The 16,083-nt window shown below is 56.5% G+C and carries 15 protein-coding genes; 10 read left to right on the forward strand and 5 right to left on the reverse strand.

What is annotated here, in order from left to right; translation table 11 throughout:
* Positions 1–76 precede the first annotated feature (76 nt).
* On the forward strand, positions 77–637 hold the full coding sequence (locus tag ABIB18_RS19590; protein WP_502922721.1) for an ATP-binding cassette domain-containing protein: 561 nt from the start codon (positions 77–79) through the stop codon (positions 635–637).
* Positions 594–1,052 carry a DcrB-related protein gene (locus tag ABIB18_RS19595; protein ID WP_354475334.1) on the forward strand — a complete coding sequence of 153 codons (459 nt, stop codon included), beginning with the start codon at positions 594–596 and terminating at the stop codon, positions 1,050–1,052. Before ABIB18_RS19590 ends, ABIB18_RS19595 begins: the two co-directional genes overlap by 44 nt.
* Before the next feature lie 330 nt (positions 1,053–1,382).
* Here the strand turns inward: ABIB18_RS19595 and ABIB18_RS19600 are convergent, their stop codons facing one another.
* The 4 genes from ABIB18_RS19600 to ABIB18_RS19615 form a co-directional block, all read right to left on the reverse strand.
* A complete protein-coding gene (locus ABIB18_RS19600) occupies positions 1,383–2,303 on the reverse strand; it encodes a substrate-binding domain-containing protein (protein ID WP_031378161.1) in 921 nt (306 codons plus the stop codon).
* A 72-nt stretch (positions 2,304–2,375) separates the two neighbouring features.
* The gene (locus tag ABIB18_RS19605) at positions 2,376–3,155 is read right to left on the reverse strand and encodes a TIM barrel protein (protein WP_046289390.1); all 780 of its coding nucleotides are present in this window, start codon (positions 3,153–3,155) and stop codon (positions 2,376–2,378) included.
* The gene (locus ABIB18_RS19610) at positions 3,155–4,168 is read right to left on the reverse strand and encodes a Gfo/Idh/MocA family oxidoreductase (protein WP_046289389.1); all 1,014 of its coding nucleotides are present in this window, start codon (positions 4,166–4,168) and stop codon (positions 3,155–3,157) included. Before ABIB18_RS19610 ends, ABIB18_RS19605 begins: the two co-directional genes overlap by 1 nt.
* A gap of 12 nt (positions 4,169–4,180) precedes the next feature.
* Entirely contained in the window at positions 4,181–5,629 is a 1,449-nt protein-coding gene (locus ABIB18_RS19615; RefSeq protein WP_046289388.1) for a sugar porter family MFS transporter, read from the reverse strand.
* Between the two features lie 189 nt (positions 5,630–5,818).
* On the opposite strand from ABIB18_RS19615, the gene ABIB18_RS19620 reads away from it, so the two are divergent.
* From ABIB18_RS19620 to ABIB18_RS19635, 4 genes are all read left to right on the forward strand, one after another.
* Positions 5,819–7,777, forward strand: a complete 1,959-nt coding sequence (locus ABIB18_RS19620; RefSeq protein ID WP_279810261.1) for a sigma-54-dependent Fis family transcriptional regulator — start codon at positions 5,819–5,821, stop codon at positions 7,775–7,777.
* Positions 7,778–7,923: 146 nt separating this feature from the next.
* Positions 7,924–8,538 (forward strand): TetR/AcrR family transcriptional regulator, encoded by a 615-nt coding sequence (locus ABIB18_RS19625; RefSeq protein ID WP_031378225.1) that lies wholly within the window; start codon positions 7,924–7,926, stop codon positions 8,536–8,538.
* Between the two features lie 249 nt (positions 8,539–8,787).
* The gene (fabF, locus tag ABIB18_RS19630) at positions 8,788–10,074 is read left to right on the forward strand and encodes a beta-ketoacyl-ACP synthase II (protein ID WP_094106294.1); all 1,287 of its coding nucleotides are present in this window, start codon (positions 8,788–8,790) and stop codon (positions 10,072–10,074) included.
* 295 nt (positions 10,075–10,369) lie between these two features.
* Positions 10,370–11,254, forward strand: a complete 885-nt coding sequence (locus tag ABIB18_RS19635) for an ROK family protein (RefSeq protein ID WP_354475338.1) — start codon at positions 10,370–10,372, stop codon at positions 11,252–11,254.
* On the opposite strand, the gene ABIB18_RS19640 is transcribed toward ABIB18_RS19635, so the two are convergent.
* Positions 11,251–12,204, reverse strand: a complete 954-nt coding sequence (locus tag ABIB18_RS19640; protein ID WP_046289445.1) for a LacI family DNA-binding transcriptional regulator — start codon at positions 12,202–12,204, stop codon at positions 11,251–11,253. The genes ABIB18_RS19635 and ABIB18_RS19640 overlap by 4 nt on opposite strands.
* 289 nt (positions 12,205–12,493) lie before the next feature.
* Between ABIB18_RS19640 and ABIB18_RS19645 the strand changes: the two genes are divergently transcribed.
* Genes ABIB18_RS19645 through ABIB18_RS19660 form a run of 4 tightly spaced genes read left to right on the forward strand, consistent with a single transcriptional unit; the run spans position 12,494 to position 15,880 of the window.
* Positions 12,494–12,823 carry a PTS sugar transporter subunit IIB gene (locus tag ABIB18_RS19645; protein WP_069729930.1) on the forward strand — a complete coding sequence of 110 codons (330 nt, stop codon included), beginning with the start codon at positions 12,494–12,496 and terminating at the stop codon, positions 12,821–12,823.
* Entirely contained in the window at positions 12,820–14,148 is a 1,329-nt protein-coding gene (locus tag ABIB18_RS19650; RefSeq protein WP_046289444.1) for a PTS sugar transporter subunit IIC, read from the forward strand. The genes ABIB18_RS19645 and ABIB18_RS19650 overlap by 4 nt, the downstream gene beginning before the upstream one ends.
* Before the next feature lie 20 nt (positions 14,149–14,168).
* Positions 14,169–15,569: a 6-phospho-beta-glucosidase GmuD gene (gene gmuD, locus ABIB18_RS19655; RefSeq protein WP_031378230.1), complete on the forward strand. Its 1,401-nt coding sequence runs from the start codon at positions 14,169–14,171 to the stop codon at positions 15,567–15,569.
* Positions 15,566–15,880, forward strand: coding sequence for a PTS lactose/cellobiose transporter subunit IIA (locus tag ABIB18_RS19660; protein ID WP_031378229.1), 315 nt, complete (start codon positions 15,566–15,568; stop codon positions 15,878–15,880). The genes gmuD and ABIB18_RS19660 overlap by 4 nt, the downstream gene beginning before the upstream one ends.
* Positions 15,881–16,083: the final 203 nt, after the last annotated feature.

The raw sequence follows: 16,083 nt of genomic DNA on the forward strand, positions 1-16,083 counted from the left end.
GAAAGCAGGTATACCTGAAAGCGTGCGTATTGCCTGAAAACACAACCCGCTACGGGGGAGACTTACCCGAAATCTGATTTATTCAACAAAGCCCACCGTTGGCGGCATGGATATAACCAAGACCGGCTTACAGCATCACCGCAACCGTATTGGCTGTGTGATGCAGGATGATATTCTGTTTTCTGGTTCGATCAGTGAAAATATCAGCTTTTTTGATAATGAACCTGACCATGCAAAAATCACCCGGGTTGCGCGTCTGGCTCAAATTCATGGCGATATCATGAAAATGCCGATGAATTATCAGAGTCTGGTAGGCGATATGGGATCTTTCCTGTCCGGCGGACAGTTACAACGTATTTTACTTGCCAGGGCACTCTATCGGGAGCCGAAGATCCTGGTGCTGGATGAAGCGACCAGCCATCTGGATATTTATAATGAAAAACAGATAAATAACGCCATTAAGCGGATGAACATCACGCGCATAATTATTGCGCACCGCCCGGAAACTATCCGCAGTGCAGACCGAATCGTTATGCTGAACAACGGTAAATTCAGCGAAATAACTGCCGACCAGTTATTTTCACCCGCAGACAATGAAAGAAAAGTGGAAAAAGAAAATGAACAACCAGATATGTAAATTTAGTGAAGGTATGGTTACGATTCCGGAAGGCTATACAGAAAGAACACTTAATACGCTGGCGGATAAGCGATCGGTTTTGCCGCCGATTACGCTGTCACGCGATGCATTAGGCAATCATAACTGCACCGAAGAGTATATAGAGAGCCAGCTTGGCATGTTAAGCAAACAGGTTAAAGACTGGCAGCAGGCATCGGGTGAGAGCATCACATTAGGCGATAACGTCGCGACCGGCCTGCTCATTAGCTATAACTTTTTACGCCCTGATAACCATCGTCAGTACCAGAAACAGGCCATCTTCACCTTTAATACAGATGATTTACTTATTTTCACCCTCTCGAAAGCGTCACCGATTACTGACAAAGAGATGCAGTGTTTCACTGACACCTTAAACAGTTTCAGAACGCACGATTAACGGTTACCCGGCATCACGCCGGGTAATATTGGTTTATTTTTGTTTTTCAGTTGTTTCATGCCTGTCATGAATTTTGCCGCTTTTAAGCGGCTTTTTTTTTATGCTTCCGGCTGTGCCGCTGTTATCACGCCTCAGAAACACGGGCAGGTAAACAGGTCAGACACGGCTTCAGTCAGCATAACGCCAGCTGACGGCTGCCGCATTATGCTGAAATAGCCGGATAGCCTGATTAACACGCCACGCCGGAATGGGTAAGCCAGCGCGCCAGACAAAATATCAACATGCCTGGCGCGGGGGATAAACAGATAAAAATCGGTAAACGGCCAGAATCTATTGCGCACTGGCCGCCGCAAATTCCGTATAATTGTCGTGCGTAATGGTTTTATAAGGGATCCAGTTAATCTCATCCACTTTCTGTTTATCCAGCAGCGCCTTCGCCACTTTTACCGCGCCCGTCGCCTGTCCTTTTGCATCCTGAAAAATGGTCAGCGCCATTTTGCCGGTTTTCACGAACTGCTGACCATCCGGAGTACCATCAATCCCGGCTACCAGGATATGGCTGTTTTTAGCCTGATTCAGCGCCATAATCGCCCCGATAGCCATTTCATCGTTATTAGCGGCAATCGCATCAATCGGACGCTGGTTGAGCAACCAGCCCGACACCACATCCACCGCTTCATTACGCTGCCAGCGTGCGGTCTGCTTTTCAATAACCGCCATCTGCTGGTACTTTGCGATGACCGCTTCTACTGCGCGCGTGCGCTCCCGCGCCTCTTCGTTCGACAGCGCGCCCATCAGGATGGCGACGTTACCGCGATAGTTCATCCTCTTTGCCAGCGCTTCCATCTGCATTTCACCGCCCAGCGCAGAATCTGAGCCGACATAAGCCATATTTTCCGGCAGCTTAACTTCCGGCTTGCGGTTAACAAACACCAACGGAATGCCTGCTGACCGGGCCGCTTTAATCATCGGTAACACGCCCTGCGTATCCACCGGGTTGAGAATAATGGCATCCACGCCCTGGTTAATGAAATCCTCAACCTGTTGTACCTGTAGCGCAACATCGCCTTTGGCATCAACGAACTGCCCGTCCATCTTCAGCGCGCTGATTTCCCCAATCATCTGGGTGCGCAGGATCGAGACAAAATTGAGGTCAAAGTTTGCCAGTGCCACGCCGATTTTGGGCGTTTTAGCACCGGCTGACACGCTGATCAGCATGCCGAGGAACATCGCAAATAGTCTGGTTTTCATGATCTTATCCTGTAGGGTTTTTTATTATCATAAGTCCGTCGGGCAACAGACAAATACCCGACGGGGAGGTGATTACACGGTAAAATGATCGCGGAACTGGGCCAGTGCCTGTTCGCTGTCACCGGCGGCCCAGCCTTCCAGCGCCACGACGCCGCGATAGCCGACCTGCTCCAGCACGCGGGCAATCGCACGATAGTTGATTTCGCCGGTGCCAGGCTGCATCCGTCCCGGCACATCCGCGACCTGTATTTCTCCGATCGCCGGACCACATCGGCGGATCAGCTCAATCAGATTGCCTTCGCCAATCTGGGCGTGATAGAGATCCAGATTCATCTTCAGCGCCGGACTGTTGACCGCCTCGACCAGCGCCAGCGTATCCGCCGCGCGGGCAAAGGGGGTGCCCGGATGGTCAACCGCCAGGTTAAGGTTCTCGAGGGTAAAGACGCGTCCGGCCCGCTCACCGAGTGCGGCGAGGCGGCGCAGCGTATCTGCCGCTTTGAGCCACATCGCCCCGGTCACTCTCTCCACCGGCCTGATTGCCTGGCCATTCTCGTCCAGTCCGGTGCCGTGCAGATTCAGGCTCGGGCAGTTAAGCCGTTCCGCAATCGCCAGCGACGTTTCAGCACTTTGCAGTAGCGGCTCGATTTGATCCTCATCCGTCAGGTTACCGCTCAGATAGCCGGTCATTGAGGTGAAGCGCGCACCCGTCGCCACCAGCGCATCGATATCCTTATTGGCCCAGTTCCAGATTTCGACTCCAAACCCCAGCGCATGAATACGCTCAACCCGGCGGATAAACGGCATATCGAGAAACACCATCTCGGCGCAGACAGATAACTGATAACCGGCCATTAGCGTGCTCCCAGCAAGACAGGCTTGCGCTGCTGCACCGACTCAATACAGGCCAGCGCAATCTCCAGCGCATTGCGGGCATCAATGCCGGTAGCGCGTGGTGTCTCACCGTGCAGGATGCAATGCGCAAACTCGGTCATTTCCGCCACGTAGGCGTCACGCAGCAGATCGGTATCCATCCGTGAGGTTGCTATCGCAATACCGTCGGCGTGATAGCGGACGCAGTTATCCTGATTGATGTTGCCGGCCTGCAGCATGCCTTTGCTGCCAAACACTTCACCACGCACGTCATAACCGTAGACGGCCTGGAAATTGGCTTCGGCCGTGGCAATCGCCCCGTTATCGAAACGGATGGTCACCACAGAGGTATCCAGCAGCCCCTTATCTTTAAAATCGGGACGGACCAGCGCATCCGCCAGCGCATAGACTTCAACCGGTCGGGCACCGGGGTTGAAATGCAGCAAGGTATCGAAGTCGTGGATCAGCGTTTCCAGAAAGATGGTCCACTGCGGGATCGGAGCCGGATCGCGTAAGGCGGGGTCGCGGGTCACCGAGCGGCTTAGCTGGGTAGTGCCGTTTTCACCGGCTTTGACTGCGCTGATGGCGGCGGCAAAGCCGGCGCTGAAGCGACGATTGAAGCCGACCTGTAAAACCACGCCCGCTGTTTTCGCGGCCGCAATTGCCCGGTCAGCTTCCTCCAGCGTCACCGCCATCGGTTTTTCACAAAAGACATGCTTACCGGCCTGCGCGGCGGCAATCACCAGCTCAGCATGGGTGCGGGCCGGTGTCGCAATGGCCACCGCATCAATCTCACTGTCGTTGAGTAATGCCTGCAAGTCGGTATAGGCCTTCTCAACCCCCAGCCGATCGGCCAGGCGCTGCGCGGCACCAGGCTGCAGATCCGCAACGGCGGTCAGGCGGGCACCGGGTACCCGCAGCGCCAGATTCTCCGCATGAAAACTGCCCATTCGGCCTGCGCCAATCAATCCCACACGCACAGTTTTATGATTCATAACAGCTCCTGTTTATTTATTGTTTGCCCAGTCAGGCTGGATAGAGGGTCCGGATGTCTGCTGTGCCTCAGCGGCAAAGCGACGGGATTTCGATAACATCAGCGGCTCGATGTGCTCCAGCGAGACGCCGCGGGTTTCCGGCAGAAAACGCTGCACGAACCAGAAGGCCACCAGACAGCCAACGGCGCACAGCATCAGCGGAAACGCGCCGTGGAAGTGGTCCATCAGCAGGCTGTTGCGATTCATCATCGGGAAACTCTGGGTGACAATGAAATTGGCCAGATACATTGATGAGAAGGCGTATCCCATAGCGACGGCGCGGATGCGGTTGGGAAAGATTTCTGAGATCAGTAACCAGGCACCCAGGCTCCACGACATGCCGAAAATCAGCACGAAGGCCACCAGCCCGATCACCGGCAGCAGCCCGCCGGTTTGCGCAATAAAGGCCCACGAGGTCACCATCAGACAGACGGCACAGCCCAGCGCGCCCCAGCGCAGCAGGCGGGTACGTCCCCAGCGATCAACGGCGTTGAGGCAGAAGGCCACGCCGGCCAGCAGCGCTACCCCAAGGAAAATGCTGTGGAACAGCGACGTTTGCGTATCAGAGGAGATGTTCTGCAGCAGTGACGGTGCGTAATAGAGCAGGATATTAATGCCGGAAATCTGCTGCAGGATGGCGATGGCGCAGCCAATCAGCAGGATGTAGCGCGCCCGGGCATCACGCAGTAACGCGGGCCGGGCACCGCCGTCGCGCTGATCGGCAGCGGAAGCACTGATCTCTGCCAGCAGGCGGGCGGCATGCTGTGGCGTAGACAAACGGGTCAGCACCGTCAGCGCCCGATCGCGCTTGCCGTTCAGCGCTAACCAGCGCGGCGATTCCGGCATAAACGGCACCAGCGCCAGAAACAACAGGCAGGGCACCACGCCGGATGCCAGCATCCAGCGCCAGCCTTCGCTGACGATCCAGCTGTGAGTCATGCCGCGGGCGATAAGATAGTTGACCACATAAACCGTAACCTGACCGCCCACCATCAGCATCTGCTGCAGGCCAAGCATGCGGCCGCGCCAGTCTTTTGGTGACACCTCGGCAATATAGAGCGGCGTAATCGCCGAGGCCATGCCAACGGCCAGCCCGCCAACCAATCGGTAAAGCACAAACTGGGTCAGGGTATCGGCCAGCGCCGAACCCACCGCTGACAGCGTAAATAACAGGGCGGTGATCACCAGCGTCGGCTTACGGCCGATCCGGTCAGAGAGTGCGCCAACACACCAGGCACCGGCCACACAACCGAGGATCACATTTGAAACAGCCCAACCGCTTTGCCACGGCGACAGAGACAGATGTTCGGTTAACGGCTCTATCACCCCGGAAATAACCGACGCGTCATAGCCAAGGATCACCCCGCTGAGCGAGGCGATGGAACAGATAAATAGCAGCAACTTCAGATTATGTTTACGCATAACAGCTTAACTTTCCCGTTAATTTTTACCGGTGAGCGTTAGCCTGAAGATTGCAAAACAGGTGCCAGTTTTTAAACCGGGTTTTATGTGAACGACCTCTCAGATAACCGCGGCCGGATGAAAATAAAATTTACATGTCAACTTAACATGTCATTAAAATGGACATTCCATTCTGACCCGGAGGCAGAGATGCCCACGCTGCACGATTTATTGCCGAATAAAGAAGAGAGCGACGCCATTTTCAGCCTGCCTGAAGGCAGCGATGCAGCACGCTGGGAGCAGCTGCTTGCGCAGGGATGGCAGGCCTTTGAGGCGGGTGAACAACCGCACTGGATCCGCAGCAGCATCCTGCAATCCTGGACACGCTCCCGGCAGCGCGGCATCGATCCGACCCGGTTCAGCTACAGCGCGCCGGCCTCGGACGAGGTGGCCGCGATTCTCAGCCTGAACAGTGAACTGATTGCGGTGGCACGCAGCGTGATGGAGAACCTGCTGGCCTACAATCCGGATGGCCACATCAACCTGACCGATGCGCAGGGCGTGGTGCTGAGCTTTTGCGGCAGCGATCTGACGCCAGTCGGCAGCATCCTGCGTGAAGAGGTGCTGGGCACCAACTGCACCGCACGCTGTTTACGCGAACAGCGGCTGGTCTATGTGCTGAGCGGAGAGAACTGGAAGATGGCCCTTCGCGAGCGTAACCAGCAGTGCGCGGCGGCACCGATTCGTGATGCCAGCGGGCGGATGATCGGCGTCCTGACGCTGACGGCAACGCCTGACAGTTTCAACGTTCACACGCTGGGCACGGTGCAGGCGGCGGCCGAAGCGATTGGGCAGCAACTGACCCTGCGCCGCCTGCTGGCTGAGCAGCAGTCGATTCTGGAAACCCTGAATGAAGGCGTGGTGGTCTGCGATCGCGACGGCCGTATCAAAACCCTGAATCGTTACGCCCGTCAGATTTTTGCCGGCATGGCGACGGACGGTGCGCTGATCGACCAGCTGCTGCAGCCGCAATCGGGATCGCTGCTCACCCTTCCCTGCTGTAACGATCGTGAGATGGTGTTTCGCCCGGATGGCCGACGCAGCGTCTCCTGCCTGGTATCACTGATGCCGGCACCGGATGGCGGACGTATTTTATCGCTGCGCGAAAACCAGCGAATCCGGGCGATCACCCGGCGGGTGCTGGGGGTCAGCGCCAGTTATACCTTTGACATGATTCGTGGCAATGCGCCCACGCTGCAACAGGCGATACAGCATGCGCGAGCCAGTAGCCGCAGCGACAGCACGGTGCTGCTGACCGGCGAAAGCGGCACCGGTAAGGAGCTGTTTGCTCAGGCGATTCATAACGCCAGCAGCCGGTCACAGGAGTCATTCGTGGCGGTTAACTGTGGCGCACTGCCGCGCGATCTGGTGCAGAGCGAACTGTTCGGCTACGTTGACGGTGCCTTTACCGGCTCGCGCCGGGGGGGGTCAGCCGGAAAATTTGAGCTGGCCGACGGCGGCACCCTGTTCCTCGATGAGATTGGTGAAATGCCGCTCGAGGCACAGACCAGCCTGCTGCGCGTACTGCAGGAGAATGAGGTGTTGCGCATCGGTGCTGCCCATCCGGTTAAGGTGGATGTACGCATCGTGGCGGCCACCCACTGCGATCTACAGAGCGCAGTGGAACAGGGGGCTTTCCGGCGTGACCTGTTCTATCGTCTCAACGTCATTTCGCTGACCATTCCAGCCTTACGGGATCGTCGAAGCGACATCCCCGATCTGGTGAATACCTTTATCAGCGCGCTATGTCAGCGACTGAACAAACGCCCGCCGCAGGTGACGACAGAGGCGATGCACTGCCTGCAGGCCTGGCACTGGCCGGGCAACGTCCGTGAGCTGGAAAATCTGGTCGAGCGGATCGTCAACCTCTGCCAGAGCAGCACCATCGGGCTGACCGATCTGCCCGCCGAATTTGTTGCCAGCGCCTCCCCCGCCGTCGTCGAGGTGACCAGCCTGCTGCAGGATAATGAGCGGGCCTGCATACTGCAGACCATCCGCGCTCAGGGCGGTAATCTGCGGCAGTCGGCTAAGCTGCTGGGGATTTCACGCACTGCGCTCTACAACAAGCTGAACCAGTGGAACATTCCGATCGACAGCCTGCGCCAGTAACCTGCCGCGTCAGGGCACGTGCAGGTTAGCCGCCTGGTCATCGCCACACAGCGGGAATCATGGCTTTTGCCGGCTAAAAGGCCTAAAATGTGACCATCTAACCCAGTGGTCACTGAATAACCCACTTCACTTATCAGGCGGTGAAAATGTCAGAACAGCATACCGATGCCGGCGTCCGCGGCCCTGCCGAGCACAACGTGCGCGACCAGATTGTTGATGCCGCGATGCAGCACTTTGCCCATTACGGCTATGAGAAAACCACCGTCTCTGATCTTGCCAGGGCAATTGGCTTCTCCAAAGCCTATATCTACAAGTTTTTTGAGTCTAAACAGGCGATTGGCGAAGTGATCTGCTCCAGCCGGCTGACGATGATTATGCAGCGGGTGGAAGCGGCGATAGCCGATGCGCCCAGCGCTTCTGAACAGTTCCGCCGCCTGTTTCGTACCCTTTCGGTGACCGGCACCGAGCTGTTTTTTCACGATCGTAAACTGTATGACATCGCCGCAGTGGCCTCGCGCGATCGCTGGCCCTCAGCCCAGGCGCATGAAGAACGTGTGCTGAACCTGATTCATCAGATTCTTCGTCAGGGCAGAGAGGCGGGCGAATTTGAACGTAAAACCCCGGCTGATGAAGCGGCAGAAGCCATCTATCGGGTGATCAAACCTTATGCCAGCCCGGTGCTGCTGCAGTATAACCTCGATGAGGCAGAAGCGGCCTCAGTTCAGCTGGCGGCACTGGTATTACGCAGCCTGGCGCCCTGAACTGTGACCATTGACTAAATCGGTCACTTAATCAAAGATAGCGATGACTTTGATCGGCCGATCAGGTCATTGCTGTCGTTACGCTCACCGGTTTTCTTCCCGTTAAGCCTGATGGCCTGCAGGCGACGCTCTGCGCCAGGTGCGCAGGGTTGCCTCATCCACGCTAAGGTTGAAAGCGTGCATTGATAAAACTCACGCGTCTGTAGCAGATGAATTGCCACAGCACAGACTGACCACAGGAGGAAACACATGAGTCATTCAGCGGCGTCTGAACGCATTGTCATTACCGGTATGGGCATCGTCTCGCCTCTTGGCTGCGGCGTGGAAACGGTCTGGCAACGCTTAACAGCAGGTCAGTCGGGGATTCGTGGCCTGTCCGACGAGATGAGTGCCGGCACCGGCATTTCGGTTGGCGGTAGCGTCCCAACGGTCGATGAAGATCCGCTGGCAGGGTACGATCCTGAAGCCTTTATCCTGCCTAAAGAACGCAAAAAAATGTCCCGCTTTATCGAGTTTGCGCTGCTGGCGGCGGACGAAGCGCTGAAGCAGGCGGGCTGGCATCCTCAGCCGGAAGATGAGGCCGCGCGCGAACGCACCGCCACCATTATCGCCTCAGGCGTAGGCGGCTTTGGCGCTATTGCTGAAGCAGTGCGTACCACTGACGCTCGCGGTCCGCGCCGGCTTTCCCCTTTCACCGCCCCTTCCTTCCTCGCCAATATGGCGGCGGGTCATGTCTCGATCAAACATGGATTTACCGGGCCGCTTGGCGCCCCCGTCACCGCCTGTGCAGCAGGCGTGCAGGCGATCGGTGATGCCGCCCGACTGATCAGAAGTGGCGAAGCGGATATTGCTATCTGTGGTGGCACGGAGGCAGCGCTGGATCGGGTGACGCTGGGCTGCTTTGCGGCCGCACGTGCGCTGTCGGTGGGCTTTGCCGATGATCCGCATCACGCCTCGCGGCCGTTTGATCGCGACCGCAACGGTTTCGTGATGGCTGAAGGCGCGGGCCTGCTGGTGATTGAGTCGCTGGCGCATGCCGAAGCGCGCGGTGCTACCCCACTGGCAGAACTGGTTGGCTACGGAACCAGCGCCGATGCTTACCACCTGACCGCCAGCCCGGAAAATGGCAGCGGTGCCGCGCGGGCGATGAAACTGGCCCTGCGCCAGGCCGGGATTGGGCCGGAAGCGGTGCAGCACATCAACGCCCATGCCACCTCGACTCAGGTCGGCGATCGCGGTGAACTCGCGGCAATTCGCTCGGTATTTGGCGACGATTCATCGGTAGCCATTACCTCGACCAAATCAGCAACCGGGCATCTGCTGGGCGCGGCGGGCGGGTTAGAGGCAATATTTACCCTGCTTGCGCTGCGTCATCAATGCGTTCCACCGACCCTCAACCTGCATCATCCCGATGAAGCGGCGGGCAACCTCGATCTGGTGGCGCTGAACGCCCGCCCGATGGACCTGACCTATGCGATGTCGAACGGCTTTGGATTTGGCGGGGTAAATGCCAGCATCCTGCTGCGTAAGTGGTAACCACGTCTGACTGAGTCGGGTCCCGCTGCCGTGCGGTTGTCTGTTGCACGGCAGCGGGTCCTCTTACCACGCTTAACGGTTTCGGGACCCGCCTCACCGCTTACGCGCCCGACAGATCGGGTGCTGAAACCCCGGTCGCCTGCCGATCTCTGCCTGACGATGCAGACCCCGGTGGGCCTGCACGATTATCTTTATACTTCTGTACCTTTCCTGACAATATCGCCCGCCCGTCGCCGCTTACGGTTAAATTTCAGCGCTACAATTAGATCGACCACAATAACCTCAGGGAAAGCGAATGAATATTGCAGCCTTCGATATTGGCGGGACCTCATTAAAAATGGGCGTAATCGATCGTCAGGGAAATATTCTGGCGAGCGACAGTAGCGATATCTCCCATAATGACCGGGATAAGATTCTGGAGCAGATTATCGCCTGGCTAAAGAAGAACCCGTCCTGCAGCGGCATTGCGGTCAGCACGCCGGGTTATATCGATCCGGATAACGGCTATATTGCGATGGGCGGGACGGTGCGTGACTTTGATCGGTTTCATCTGAGCCAGTGGCTGACCGAAAAAACCAGCCTGCCCGCTACGGTTGAAAACGATGCGCACTGTGCATTGCTGGCAGAGCGCTGGCTGGGAAAAGCGAAAAAGCTGAATGATTTTCTGATGTTAACCATTGGCACCGGACTCGGTGGCGCAGCGTTCTGTAACGGCGCACTGATCCGCGGGGGACGCAATCGGGCCGGAGAATTTGGCTGTCTGCTGACCTCGCGTCCGACCGACAGCAATATCGAGCCGCATACCATGGTCCAGAGTTGCACCATGACCGCGCTGCGCGAAAATTACGCTCAGCTCAGCGGCCAGCCCGCCGATGATATCAGCGGTAAAGATGTGTTCGATGCTTTTGAGCAAGGTGATGAGTTAGCACAAAAAGTGGTTAATACCTTTTACCAGCATCTTGCCGCCGGTTTATATAACCTGTTCAGCGTGTTTGACCCGCAGACCATTTTCATCGGCGGCGGTATAACCGAACGCGAATCCTTTCTGCAGGAGCTTTCACAGCAGCTGGAAAAATATCAAATCGATATCCGCATTGATACCGCCACCTACGGCAACGACTCCGGCATGCTGGGCGCAGCCTATCACTTTTTGCAAAGCCAGCAGAGTGAGCTCTCTTAGCGCTGTCGCCAGTCCGGAATGATTAAATCGCCGCGTAACACCGAACTACCCAGCATCTGTTGGGTAGTGGCGGTTAACCAGCCGACAATGCGTGATGCCAGCAGGTCGAGTGAATATTCAATAGCCGGAATGGTCGGTAACCCGGGTAAATTAACCGATCCCGCCAGGCTGAATACCATCACGTCCTTCGGCACCGCTTTATTAAACGCCTGCAGCTGCGCCATGGCGTTTTGCGCTTCCTGCTCGTTAGCCACCAGCAGCGCATTAAAACTCCGGCTGCTGGCATTATTCAGCAGCATCTGAATTGCCACCGACGAGGAGACCGCTTCGGTGATCACCAGATTGCGGTTAAAGGGCAGAAGATTGTTTTCCAGCGCCAGCTTGTAGCCCAGTAATAGCTGCCCTGCGGTGCCCCCGTTCTCAGGCTGAATTAAGGCGATCTGCCGGCGGCCCTGATTGATCAGGAAATTGCAGGCCGTCTCAGCGGCAAACGCGTGGTCGAACTGAATACTGTTCGGCCCTTCGGCTTCGGCACAGTCAACCAGAATGACATGTTCATCATCGATGTTAAGAGGAAAGCGCGCGCCGATGATCAGCACATCATCGCACAGGCCACAACTCAGCTCGTCCAGCGCGGTCAGAACCTCACTTTTGCTGCGGGCAAAGCGCAACAGCAGATGTTTCTGATGCTGGCGCAGCTGCTTTTCCAGCGCAAAAAGCCAGGCGGTGATCTGGTTTACGTTTTCCTGGGCACAGATAACGCCGATGCAGTGGGTAGTCTGGCTGAATAACGATTGAGCTATTACGTTAGGCCGGTAATTCAATTCCTCGACTGCCTTCAGTACCGCCAGCCGGCTGGCTTCTTTCACGCCGCGTGAACCGCTCAACACCCGGGAAACTGTGGCTTTCGATACCCCAGCTAACCGTGATACATCGTTGATAGTAGACATGTTATTCCCCTGAAAACGGCGCTATGCCAAAAAAAGCCAACCTGTGCTTACTGCCCATTTGTTCGCCGGGCAAAGTATAGCCATTTCAGCATTCTATGGAAACCGATTTTCCAAATACCCGAAAAGGCTGCGCTATTACAGCCATTTTTGTGACCGGAATCCAATAAAAAAACCCCGCATCATCGGCTTATTGACCGAAATCACACTTCTGAGCACCGCCAATGGAAACCGGTTTCCATATGATATCCAATCAGCCTCACTTTGGTGTCAAAGGTGAGGAACAGTAACCATGTACAGAATCATGTTGTGTTGTTCAGCAGGAATGTCTACCAGCATGCTGGTGCGGAAAATGGAAGAAGCGGCCGCGCAACGGGCGCTTGAAGTTGAAATTAAAGCGTTTGGCGTGGCGGAGTTTGATGAGCAGTTTTCCCGCTATCAGGTGGTGTTACTCGGGCCGCAGGTGAAATACATGCTGAAAAGCCTGGCCGACAAAGCGGCAGGCCAGAATGTGCCGGTACAGCCGATCGATATGATGGATTACGGCATGCAACGGGGTGACAAGGTACTGGACTTTGCGCTGTCGCTGATTACGGCTGCCAATGAAAAGGCGGCCCTATGAGCTCACTTTATCAATCGATGATTGCGGTGATCGAGCAATCGATTACGCCGCTGGCCGGCCGGCTGGGCCAGCAAAAATATGTCATCGCCATACGTGACGGCTTTACCGCCGCGCTGCCGTTTATGATCATCGGCTCCTTTATGCTGGTGTTTATTTTTCCCCCATTCTCAGCCACCAGCACCAACAGTGTGGCCCGGGCCTGGCTCGATTTTTCCGCCACCTACCGTGACCAGCTGATGCTGCCGTTTAACCTCAGCATGGGGGTGATGACCTTCTTTATTTCGGTAGGCATCGGCGCCAGCCTGGGACGACAGTTCTCGCTGGATCCGGTGATGTCCGGCCTGCTGGCCTTTATGGCCTTTTTACTGGTGGCAGCACCTTACTCCAATCACACCATCTCTACCGAATATCTTTCCGGTCAGGGGATTTTTACCGCGTTGCTGACCGCCATTTATGCCACCCGCGTTTACGCCTGGCTGAAACACAACAATATCACTATCCGCCTGCCGAAAGAGGTTCCGACCGGGGTGGCGCGATCGTTTGAAATTTTGATCCCGGTGGTGGTGATTATCGGCACCCTGCATCCGCTCAATCTGTTGATTGAGGCAAAAACCGGGATGATCATTCCGCAGGCCATCATGCATCTGCTGGCACCGCTGGTCTCCGCCTCTGATTCATTGCCAGCGATTCTGCTGTCGGTGCTGCTGTGTCAGATCTTCTGGTTCGCCGGTATTCACGGTGCGCTGATTGTGACCGGCATTATGAACCCGTTCTGGATGGCTAACCTCTCCGCTAACCAGGCGGCACTGGCGGCGGGCACGGTATTGCCGCACATCTATCTGCAAGGCTTCTGGGATCACTACCTGTTGATTGGCGGTGTCGGTTCTACCCTGCCGCTGGCTTTTCTGCTGCTGCGCAGCCGCGCCACCCATCTGCGCACCATCGGCAGAATGGGTATCGTGCCGAGCTTCTTTAATATCAACGAACCGATCCTGTTTGGCGCGCCAATCATCATGAATCCGCTGATGTTTATTCCCTTTGTCTGCGTACCCATGCTGAACGCCGTGCTGGCCTACACCGCCACCCGACTCGGCTGGCTGGCACAGGTGGTTTCGCTGACGCCGTGGACCACCCCCGCACCGATTGGCGCATCCTGGGCAGCCAACTGGGCCATCAGTCCGGTGGTGATGTGCCTGGTCTGTATGGTGCTTTCCGCCCTGTGCTACCTGCCGTTCCTGCGCGCCTACGAACGATCGCTGATGAAAACCGAACTGGAAAAGGCGCAGTCGCAAGCCCCCCTGGCTGAAAGCGCCAGTACTCACTAATCCCGCAGGAGAGAGGCACCATGCACTACACGTTTCCCGATAACTTCTGGTGGGGCAGCGCCAGTTCCGCCCTGCAAACTGAAGGCGATAGCTTAACCGGCGGCAAAAGCGCCACCATCTGGGATCACTGGTATACGCAACAGCCATCGCGTTTCCATCAGCAGATTGGCCCGGCTGACACCTCGACCTTTTATCAGCACTGGCGTGAAGATATCGCCTTGCTGAAGCAACTGAATCACAACAGTTTTCGCACCTCAATCAGCTGGTCGCGACTGATCCCGGACGGCAATGGCGACGTCAATCCGCAGGCGGTGGCGTTTTATAACAATGTGATTGACGAACTGCTGGCACAGGGCGTCACGCCGTTCATCACCCTGTTTCATTTTGATATGCCGATGGCGATGCAGCAGCTGGGCGGATGGGAGAATCGTCAGGTCGTTGCAGCGTTCAGTCGCTACGCCCGCCTCTGTTTTGAGCTGTTCGGCGATCGGGTGCAGCACTGGTTTACCTTTAATGAGCCGATTGTGCCGGTTGAGGGCGGATACCTGTATGACTTCCATTATCCCAACGTAGTCGATTTCCGCCGGGCGGCAACGGTGGCTTATCACACCGTACTGGCCCATGCTTCGGCGGTCCGCGCCTTCCGGGACGGCCGGTTTGCCGGTGAAATCGGCATTGTGCTTAATCTGACGCCCTCTTATCCACGTTCGCAGAACCCGGCCGATCTGACCGCGGCGCATCACGCCGATCTGCTGTTTAACCGCAGCTTTCTCGACCCGGTGTTGCGCGGCGAATTTCCGGCGGATCTGGTGGCGCTGCTCAGGCAGTATGACCAGCTACCGCCAACCCAGCCGGAGGATCAGGCGCTGATCGCCGACGGCGTCATCGACCTGCTCGGGGTCAATTATTATCAGCCCCGTCGGGTAAAATGCCGCGACAGCGCAATCAATCCCGCTGCGCCGTTTATGCCGGAATGGTTCTTTGACAGCTATGAGATGCCAGGGCGGAAAATGAACCCTTACCGCGGCTGGGAAATCTATGAGCCCGGCATCTATGACATTCTCACCAACCTGCGGCTGAATTACGGTAATCCACGCTGCTTTATCTCAGAAAACGGCATGGGCGTAGAGAATGAACAGCGTTTTGTTGAGGACGGACAGATCAACGATCAATACCGCATCGACTTTGTCGCCGAACACCTTAAATGGGTTCACCGGGCGATTGCCGAAGGCAGCCAGTGTCTCGGTTATCACATGTGGACCTTTATCGATAACTGGTCATGGTGTAACGGCTATAAGAACCGTTATGGCTTTGTTCAGCTGGATATCACCACTCAGCAGCGCACGGTGAAAAAAAGCGGTGAATGGTTTGCGGCGACCTCGGCCCGTAACGGTTTTAACCACCCGGAGAATTTATCATGATCGATCAGGAAGAGGCGGTAATGGAGATTATTGTTAATGCCGGCCAGTCGCGCAGTCTCTGCTTTGAAGCATTGCAGGCGGCGCGTCAGGGGGAGATCGAGCAGGCGCGGGAACTGTTGCAGCAGGCCGATACCTTCACCCGTCAGGCGCATAAAATGCAAACCCGGCTGATTGAACAGGATGCCGGTGAAGGCCGCCAGCCGATGACCTTAATTATGGTCCACGCCCAGGATCACTTAATGACGTCGATGCTGGCGCGCGAACTGTCTGAAGAGATTATTCATCTGTATCAGCGGCAACCGCGCGCCTGATAGCGGGCAGCCCAATGTGCTGCCGGGTAAACACCGTTATAAACTGGCGGCGTGGCGCAGCCCCTCTGCGCACGCCGCCCGTCACCGCAGGCTTCGCCGTCTGTTCATCGGGCATTATCCCCGCGGCGCATCAAACAGGCTGATCGCCAGTCCGAGCAGCCCAAACACCAGCAGATACAACAGCAGCAGTGCGGCAAGCAGCG

This window comes from Pantoea sp. UYEF8, assembly GCF_040546285.1.
Classification (GTDB): Bacteria; Pseudomonadota; Gammaproteobacteria; order Enterobacterales; family Enterobacteriaceae; genus Pantoea; species Pantoea brenneri.

What these genes read in the sequence shown, in the direction of transcription:
- ABIB18_RS19595 (WP_354475334.1), top strand. Translation starts at nt 594, where the DNA reads ATGAAAGAAAAGTGGAAAAAGAAAATGAACAACCAGATATGTAAATTT.
- ABIB18_RS19600 (WP_031378161.1), bottom strand. Translation starts at nt 2,303, where the DNA reads ATGAAAACCAGACTATTTGCGATGTTCCTCGGCATGCTGATCAGCGTG.
- ABIB18_RS19635 (WP_354475338.1), top strand. Translation starts at nt 10,370, where the DNA reads ATGAATATTGCAGCCTTCGATATTGGCGGGACCTCATTAAAAATGGGC.
- fabF (WP_094106294.1), top strand. Translation starts at nt 8,788, where the DNA reads ATGAGTCATTCAGCGGCGTCTGAACGCATTGTCATTACCGGTATGGGC.
- gmuD (WP_031378230.1), top strand. Translation starts at nt 14,169, where the DNA reads ATGCACTACACGTTTCCCGATAACTTCTGGTGGGGCAGCGCCAGTTCC.
- ABIB18_RS19615 (WP_046289388.1), bottom strand. Translation starts at nt 5,629, where the DNA reads ATGCGTAAACATAATCTGAAGTTGCTGCTATTTATCTGTTCCATCGCC.
- ABIB18_RS19610 (WP_046289389.1), bottom strand. Translation starts at nt 4,168, where the DNA reads ATGAATCATAAAACTGTGCGTGTGGGATTGATTGGCGCAGGCCGAATG.
- ABIB18_RS19625 (WP_031378225.1), top strand. Translation starts at nt 7,924, where the DNA reads ATGTCAGAACAGCATACCGATGCCGGCGTCCGCGGCCCTGCCGAGCAC.
- ABIB18_RS19660 (WP_031378229.1), top strand. Translation starts at nt 15,566, where the DNA reads ATGATCGATCAGGAAGAGGCGGTAATGGAGATTATTGTTAATGCCGGC.
- ABIB18_RS19605 (WP_046289390.1), bottom strand. Translation starts at nt 3,155, where the DNA reads ATGGCCGGTTATCAGTTATCTGTCTGCGCCGAGATGGTGTTTCTCGAT.
- ABIB18_RS19645 (WP_069729930.1), top strand. Translation starts at nt 12,494, where the DNA reads ATGTACAGAATCATGTTGTGTTGTTCAGCAGGAATGTCTACCAGCATG.
- ABIB18_RS19640 (WP_046289445.1), bottom strand. Translation starts at nt 12,204, where the DNA reads ATGTCTACTATCAACGATGTATCACGGTTAGCTGGGGTATCGAAAGCC.
- ABIB18_RS19650 (WP_046289444.1), top strand. Translation starts at nt 12,820, where the DNA reads ATGAGCTCACTTTATCAATCGATGATTGCGGTGATCGAGCAATCGATT.
- ABIB18_RS19620 (WP_279810261.1), top strand. Translation starts at nt 5,819, where the DNA reads ATGCCCACGCTGCACGATTTATTGCCGAATAAAGAAGAGAGCGACGCC.